Source organism: Parachryseolinea silvisoli, from assembly GCF_021190955.1.
Taxonomy (GTDB): Bacteria; Bacteroidota; Bacteroidia; order Cytophagales; family Cyclobacteriaceae; genus Ohtaekwangia; species Ohtaekwangia silvisoli.
Window position 1 is genome coordinate 1 of the sequence record NZ_JAIOAO010000013.1, and the last position, 1,392, is coordinate 1,392.

Below are 1,392 nucleotides of genomic sequence, written 5' to 3' on the forward strand. Positions count from 1 at the left end.
GGTAGCGTCTAACTAACTGTGTAAAGGTACGATTGACCTCTGGTGGTCGTGGATAGGAAGTCCACAGGACCAGGTCAATCGATGGTTTTAAAAATCATTACCTTTAATACAGTACAATGAAAAAGAAGAAAGAATCACATCCTGTTGTCAACCAGGTGCTCACACCTGAGTTTTTGAAGCAGTTTAAGGACTCTGGCGAGCTTAATTCCTTCATGGAAGATTTGTATGCCAGGGCCATGGAGCAGATGATCGAGGGCGAGCTGGATGGCCATTTGGGCTACTCGAAGCACTCGCCTGAAGGCGTCAACAGTGGCAACTCCCGTAATGGAAAGACCAGCAAGAAAGTGAAGACGACCATGGGCGAGGTAGAGCTATCAGTGCCTCGGGATCGCAATAGCACCTTCGAGCCAGTCCTTATACCAAAGCGCAGCCGTACCGTAGAAGGCATCGAGGAGATCGTTATCTCCCTTTACGCGCGAGGTATGAGCGTGCGGGATATCGAGCTCCAGATCAGAGACATCTACGGTTATACGATCTCAGATGCTACCATCTCCAATATCACAGCCAAGGTCCAATCTCACATTACGGAGTGGCAGAGTCAGCCGCTGTCGTCTGTTTACTTTGTGGTGTGGATGGATGGTATAGTCTTCAAGGTTCGCCACAACGGTAAGGTCATCAATAAGACGATCTACCTGGCGGTGGGGCTTAACTCCGAAGGCTTTAAAGAAGTCCTGGGCATGTGGTTGGGTGAGAACGAAAGCGCATCCTTCTGGATGAGCGTGTTGACAGATCTTCGAGCACGAGGTGTAGAGGATATCCTGATCACCAGCACTGACAACCTGAAGGGCTTTACAGAGGCCATTGTCAGCGTCTTCCCGCAGTCGATCACGCAAATCTGTGTGGTCCATCAAATCCGGAATGCTTCTCGCTACGTGGTTTGGAAAGATAAAAAGCAGTTCGCTGCCGACTTGAAGCCGGTCTACACAGCGGCTAACAGAGACCTTGCCTGGGCTGCGCTAGAGGCGCTGGAAGAAACCTGGGGCAAGAAGTATCCTCACGCTGTCAAGTCCTGGCGGGCCAACTGGAACGAGCTCTCTCACTTCTTCGACTTCCCGCTGGAGATCCGAACGCTGATCTATACGACCAATATCATCGAAAATCTGAACGGCAAAATCCGGAAGTATACGAAGGTTAAGATGTCCTTCCCCGACGACGCTTCGGTTATTAAATCCGTTTTCCTGGCTCTACGCGAGATAACTCGCAAGTGGACGATGCCGATACGGAACTGGAACTTAGTTGTAAATCAATTTATTAACATCTTCGGAGAAAGATGCAAAATATAGTCCCTTTACGCAGTTCGTTAGACGCTTACACACTTTACTGGGCACTGTC

At 49.6% G+C, this 1,392-nt stretch carries 1 protein-coding gene; it reads left to right on the plus strand.

The window, feature by feature from the left end:
* Positions 1 to 116 precede the first annotated feature (116 nt).
* Positions 117 to 1,343: an IS256 family transposase gene (locus tag K7P01_RS31980; protein ID WP_267298674.1), complete on the plus strand. Its 1,227-nt coding sequence runs from the start codon at positions 117 to 119 to the stop codon at positions 1,341 to 1,343.
* The last annotated feature ends 49 nt before the right edge of the window (positions 1,344 to 1,392 follow it).